This window comes from Xanthomonas arboricola pv. guizotiae, from assembly GCF_002940205.1.
Classification (GTDB): domain Bacteria; phylum Pseudomonadota; class Gammaproteobacteria; order Xanthomonadales; family Xanthomonadaceae; genus Xanthomonas; species Xanthomonas arboricola_C.
In genome coordinates this window covers 1-5629 of record NZ_MDSK01000071.1, presented here as the reverse complement: position 1 = coordinate 5629, position 5629 = coordinate 1, and the positions used below count along the sequence as shown (strand labels likewise).

Sequence of the window (5629 nt, the reverse complement as noted above, 5' to 3'; positions counted from 1 at the left end):
AGGTAAGCAATGTTCGATGAGGGCAAATTGTGCTGGCGTGATCTCCATGTCCAATAGTTTAACCTCCCCAGCCACTAGCGTTAACAGGACCTAACTTGCTGTCAGCGCGGAACATTTCACGGACTTGGTCATCTGCTTGCTGCGTTTGGAGTTGTTGTATCTGCTGTAAGCAGCTGGAACCTGCCCAAGACAATCCGAATCGATCTTGAATAATCGTCATCTGCGGTTTGGCTCCACGTGGAGCAAACTCAAAGGCTGAGCATCCCGACCTACTGCATGCGCTGAGTGTCGCCAGCCGCTATTTCTTATCACGGAAGATCGAGCCGGGTATTCATGCGACGTCGAATCCGCCACAGGGGTAACTGGCTCCCGGCGTCCCCTGTGAACTGGGTTGCACGCTCGCACTGCAACTGACTATTTGCGTCTGGGGAGGGTTCGTCCTTCCCAGACGTTACTTATTCGCCAACCGGGCGCGCTGGCCGCAGCTGCGCCAGGAGTTGTTCCAACGTGCTCAGGCGCACCGTGGCCCGCAGGGTGTCCGCCTCGGCGTGTTCCCGGCGCTGGCGCTCTTCGACCAGTTCGGTCCGCGCCGCCGACAGTTCGGTGCGCACGCCTTCCAGCGCGTGGACATCGTCGGTCCAGCGCACCTGCAGGGCTTGGTGCTCGGCGGCCGCCAGGCGCAGCGCGTCGCGCTCGCGTTGCTGGGCGTCGGCCCGCTGGCGTGCCTGCGCCAGTTCCCGCTCCAGCCGGGTCTGGCGTTCCAGCCACTGGCCGTTTTCCCGGTTGAGCTGCATCAGGTCGTGGTTCTTGGCGGTCAATGCCTCGTTGGCCTGCCGTAGGGNTGGCGCGCAGGCGATCGCGGGCGCGTTGCACATCGCTTTTGTACAACCCGGACCTTGCCATCCGGCACTCCACGTATTTCGTAACGTATTACATACCATGTAATTACATGCTCTTCAACGCATTAAAGGGGTTCAGCCGACATACGTGTAAAAATAGCTCACATAATTGCATTTCACCCATTGCATCAGTGAGTTAGCGGATATTTTTGGGCAACAGAACTACACCGCCACGCCAGTTCAGTCTCATGGCTACCGCTTGCATAGCCGCTCTTTCCAAACGGAGATTTTGGATGCACAGCAAGCGCGAACAGTGGGCGGAGCATGTGCAAGCGTGGCGCGTCAATGGGCTGAGCCAGGTGGCGTGGTGTCGTGAGCAGGGCCTGTCGCTGGCCAGTTTCGGGTATTGGCGGCGCAGGCTGGCCAAAGGCCCCGTGGCGCCCGCCGGGGGAGTTGCCGCTGCGCGTGCAGCCGGTTGCGGCGCCGGATTCGGCTGCCACCGTGCAGTTGCACCTGGCCGGCGGGATGCGGCTGTCGCTGGTGCAGGTCGATCCGGCGTGGCTGGTCGGGCTACTGCGTGCGCTGGGCGCATGCTGAGCCTGCAGCGCTGGTGGCTGGTCACCGCACCCACGGACCTGCGCTGCGGCATCGACCGGCTGCTGCTGGCGGCGCAAACGGCGATGCATCGGACCCCGGCAGAGGGCGAGGCCTACGTGTTCGCCAATCGCGCTGCCACGCGGATCAAGCTGCTGTGCTGCGACCGCCCGGGGGCAGTTTGCCTGACTGTGCGCGGGCGTGGACTGGCAGCGGCTGTCTATCCCGCCGATGGCAGGTGCCAAGGCGCTGTAACAGTGGCATGCTGACGGCATGGATCGAGGCGCTGCCGCTGCCATCGACGACCCGTCGGCGCTGCGTGCGCCGCTGCTGGCGATGCAGTCCCAGCGCGATGCGGCACTGGCTGCGCATGGTGCGATGAACGCGACGCCTCGTTCGACGAGCGCGACCAGGCGCTGCAGACCATCGCCCACCAATCTGCGCAGCTAGACGCCCGTGACGCCCGCATCTAGGCCCTGGACCCGCGCCATCCAGGTGCGCGAGACCCAGAACGCGGCGCTGATCGCCGAGATCGCCCGCCTCAAGCGCCTGCAGTTCGCAGCGCGCACCAAACGCATGGATCCGGACCCGCGCCAGCTGTTCGAGCAGACCCTGGCCGCCGACATCGCCGCAGTGGAGCGCAGCTGGCGGCCATGATCATCGAGCGCGGCCAGGCCGATGCCAGCGTGCTGGCCCAAGTGGCCATCGCCAAGTAGTCGTCTCTGAAAAATCCATCAAATTATTTTCGCAAAAAGATATCTAGTCAGTGAATTTATGTCAGGCAGCAACCAAATGCTTTATGAACTGGGTTGAATTGTCATTTAGAATGACGGCACCAAGCAACGCATCTGAATTGCGATTCGCGCATGTTTCATTGAATTCCACGGGGATTCCTTCACTCTTGAATAGGCGCTCCAGCGCCTCTGCCGTGCTCACTGAGAAATCACCGTCTCGATCTCCTCCATACATTGCGACGCGCATTGTCAGGCCATTGGCCCTGACGTCATATATATAATCGCGTATGGACGCTATAACGTTTTCCGGCAGCAAGTCTTCGTGATTAAAAGGTAGGAGATGGAATACTCGAACTCGCGCGCCCGGCATGCGTTCGCCTGTGTAATAATCTATTTTCTCCGCAGCGCATGCGACCGCAATACAGGCGGTCATATTGTCGGTAACTACAGGCATGTTCACTTGACTGGTTCCAGTGCTGTAAAGGTGCCGTGTTCCTTCATGGTTAGGTGTCAGGCCGTTGAATCCTGCTACTTTGACTGTAGTTGAACTATCTATCTCAAAGCTATACGGGGATCCCGGATCAACACCGTCCACGCGAACCCGCGGGAACAAAGATCCGCTACGATCTTTTATTGAATTACCGGGGTGTCCTCTTTCTGCTTGATAGTCAGCTATAGGAACTTGTCTTAGCGTATATTCTCCACCTCGCCTCGCCCGTCGATGATGAGATAATCTTGGCGGGCGCCCGCTTAGACCATCGAATGCTCCTGCATTTGAAGCTGCTGGTTGATGAGAGGAAGATGAGGGTGATCCTAGATCCGCCTCTGTGGCGTGGGTTGTATAACGCGCAGGTGACCCTGCCACGCTCGGCTTTGAATTGCATAGACCCATGTCGATCTCCTGCAGTGACTGTAGAAGCAAGTTTGGCGAGAAGCTTTCCGATTCGCGCTGGCTCACCGAAGTCCTGGCTGGGACGACGAAGGCACTGACGCGGAGGATTCCCGAGCCTTCGCCAAGCGGCTGATCATCTGCCTGCCGTCATTGCACCGGCTGAAATGGCGTTTTCGGGTTCGCCGACGGAGTGCGCTGGCCGCAGCTGCGCCAGTAACTGTTCCAGCGTGCTCAGACGTACCGTGGCCCGCAAGGTGTCTGCCTCGGCATGTTCCCGGCGCTGGCGCTCTTCGACCAGATCGGTCCGCGCCGCAGCCAGTTCGGCGCGCACGCCTTCCAGCGCTTGGACATCTATGGTCCATCGCACCTGCAGGGCTTGGTACTCCGTAGCCGCCAGGCGCAGTGCGTCGCGCTCGCCTTGCTGGGCGTCGGCCCGCTGGCATGCCTGCGCCAGTTCCCGCTCCAGCCGGGTATGGCGTTCCAGCCACTGGCCGTTTTCCCGGTTGAGCTGCATCAGGTCGTGATTCTTGGCGGTCAATGCCTCGTTGGCCTGCCGTAGGGCGACCTGCAGCTCTTGCACCTGGTGCGCGTGCCGGCGCTGTTCCTGCTCACGCTGGTCCTTGACCGAGGTGCGGTAGTGCTCGAGGGCTTCCCTGGCATGGTCGTGCTTGTGTTCCAATGATTTCGCATGGGCGTCGTGCTCGGCCAATCGCGCCGTGAGGCCCGCGATCCTCTCCTCCAGCTGGGCCAGTTCGGTGGTGCGGCGGGCCACTTCGCTCCTGGCAGCGTCGCCCGCCTCGCGTTCGGCCTGCAGCGCGGTCTCGCAGCGTTGCAGCTGCGTCCTGAGCGAGCCGGCCTCCTGCCGGGCCTGCTCCAGCGCTTGGGTGCGTTCCTGCAGCTGCGCCTGGAATCGCGCCTGGGCCTGCGCCACGACCGTGTCGGCCTCGCTGTGCAACCGCTCGGCCAGGCGGCTGACCAGATCCTGCAGCGCGTCGCTGATGGCCACCTTGGCACCGGGGCGCTGCCCTTCCTCCTCTTCCAACTCCCTCAAATAGCGGTGGATGGTGGTCTTGGACCCCGTGTTGCCCAGCGCCACCCGGACCGCGTCCACGGACGGATGCGTGCCCGTGGCGCGCAAGCGATCGCGGGCACGTTGCACATCGCTTTTGTACAGCCCTGACCTTGCCATCCGGCACTCCACGTATTTCGTAACGTATTACATACCATGTAATTACATACTCCTCAACGCGTTAAACGGACCGTCAATAGGCGTTGAGCTCATGCGGGATAATGTTGAATTATCCAGCCTAAGGCCGATTTTTCGGCTAAGCTCGCATGCGGGCCAGTACACCCCGGCCCATCTGGCGACTGGGAGGGGCCGATGATCAGCGTTGGGCAGTACCTGGAAGCCGCCACCCGGCCCAACACCGAACGCGCTTACGCTGCGGCAACCCGCCATTTCGAGGTCGAGTGGGGCGGCCACCTGCCGGCCACCGCCGACAACGTGGCGCGCTACCTTGCCGCCTATGCCGGGCAACTCGCGCTCAACACACTCAGGCACCGGCTCGCAGCACTGGCGCAGTGGCACCAGGTGCACGGCTTTGTCGACCCGACCCGGGCGCCGGTGGTGCGCCAAGTGCTCAAGGGCATCCAGACCCTGCACCCGAGCGTCGAAAAACGCGCCACGCCCCTGCAACTCGCCCAGCTGGGCCAGGTCACGACATGGCAGGAAGACGCTGCGGCTGCGGCCCACTCTCGCGGCGATCGCGCCGCAGAACTGCGGCATCTGCGCGATCGCGCGTTGCTGCTGCTCGGCTTCTGGCGCGGCTTCCGCGGCGATGAACTCACCCGCCTCCAGGTGAACCACCTGCGCCTGGTGCCGGGCGAAGGCATGACCTGCTTCCTGCCGCACAGCAAGAGCGATCGCCAGCACGCCGGCACCACCTACAAGGTCCCGGCGCTGTCGCGCTGGTGCCCGGTGGCTGCGACGTCGCGCTGGATCGCGGTGGCCGCGTTGACCGACGGCCCGGTGTTCCGTGCAATCGACCAGTGGGGTGGTCTCGCCGACACCGCCTTGCACCCCAATAGTCTGGTGCCGCTGCTCCGGCGCATCTTCGGTGATGCCGGCTTGGCGTCACCGAATACCTACAGTGGGCATTCGTTGCGGCGCGGCTTCGCCGGCTGGGCCAACGCCAACGGCTGGGACGTGAAGGCCCTGATGGAATACGTCGGCTGGCGCGATGCGCACTCGGCGATGCGTTACATCGATGGGGGCGATCCTTTCGCACGCCGGCGCATCGAAGCCAGTCTGCCCGAAGCGCCCGCGCTGCCAAGGCCTGCAACGACCTGAGGGGCTGGATGGCGTCGATCGAACGGACCGCATACCCGCAGTTCAAACGCAACCCGGTCGTCCGCGAACTGGTTGCGGCCTACACGCCAACCGACGCTGAGGTGGCCTTCGTTGCCGAGTACACCTGGCAGCCTGCGCACCGCCTGACGCTGACGATCCTGCTCAAGACCTTCCAACGGCTGGGGTATTTCCCCGTGTTGGACGAAGTCCCGCCGGCGGT

Annotated in this window: 6 protein-coding genes and 3 pseudogenes; 6 read left to right on the top strand and 3 right to left on the bottom strand. The window is 62.7% G+C overall.

The features are described 5' to 3' along the window. Positions 1–455: 455 nt before the first annotated feature. Positions 456–841: pseudogene (locus tag XarbCFBP7408_RS21525) on the bottom strand (DNA-binding protein); the annotation flags it as partial. Between the two features lie 246 nt (positions 842–1087). Between XarbCFBP7408_RS21525 and tnpA the strand changes: the two are divergent. The 4 genes and pseudogenes from tnpA to XarbCFBP7408_RS22575 all read left to right on the top strand — a co-directional run. After that, a pseudogene (gene tnpA, locus XarbCFBP7408_RS23585) lies at positions 1088–1216 on the top strand (IS66 family insertion sequence element accessory protein TnpA); the annotation flags it as partial. An 88-nt stretch (positions 1217–1304) separates the two neighbouring features. Next, positions 1305–1436, top strand: a complete 132-nt coding sequence (locus XarbCFBP7408_RS23330) for a hypothetical protein (protein WP_258072289.1) — start codon at positions 1305–1307, stop codon at positions 1434–1436. After that, positions 1430–1702 (top strand): IS66 family insertion sequence element accessory protein TnpB, encoded by a 273-nt coding sequence (gene tnpB / locus XarbCFBP7408_RS23580; protein WP_005918020.1) that lies wholly within the window; start codon positions 1430–1432, stop codon positions 1700–1702. The genes XarbCFBP7408_RS23330 and tnpB overlap by 7 nt, the downstream gene beginning before the upstream one ends. Before the next feature lie 187 nt (positions 1703–1889). Then, positions 1890–2090, top strand: a complete 201-nt coding sequence (locus XarbCFBP7408_RS22575; RefSeq protein WP_143692193.1) for a hypothetical protein — start codon at positions 1890–1892, stop codon at positions 2088–2090. Positions 2091–2210: 120 nt separating this feature from the next. On the opposite strand, the gene xopAF is transcribed toward XarbCFBP7408_RS22575, so the two are convergent. Both xopAF and XarbCFBP7408_RS21505 read right to left on the bottom strand, forming a co-directional pair. Continuing rightward, positions 2211–2801 (bottom strand): XopAF/AvrXv3 family type III secretion system effector, encoded by a 591-nt coding sequence (gene xopAF / locus XarbCFBP7408_RS21510; RefSeq protein WP_308673920.1) that lies wholly within the window; start codon positions 2799–2801, stop codon positions 2211–2213. A 391-nt stretch (positions 2802–3192) separates the two neighbouring features. Beyond that, positions 3193–4248 (bottom strand): DNA-binding protein, encoded by a 1056-nt coding sequence (locus XarbCFBP7408_RS21505; protein ID WP_104564650.1) that lies wholly within the window; start codon positions 4246–4248, stop codon positions 3193–3195. Between the two features lie 192 nt (positions 4249–4440). On the opposite strand from XarbCFBP7408_RS21505, the pseudogene XarbCFBP7408_RS21500 reads away from it, so the two are divergent. Both XarbCFBP7408_RS21500 and XarbCFBP7408_RS21495 read left to right on the top strand, forming a co-directional pair. After that, positions 4441–5397: pseudogene (locus XarbCFBP7408_RS21500) on the top strand (site-specific integrase); the annotation flags it as partial. Positions 5398–5417: 20 nt separating this feature from the next. After that, a partial coding sequence (locus tag XarbCFBP7408_RS21495; protein ID WP_146093819.1) for a DUF4158 domain-containing protein occupies positions 5418–5629 on the top strand: 212 nt, incomplete at its 3' end.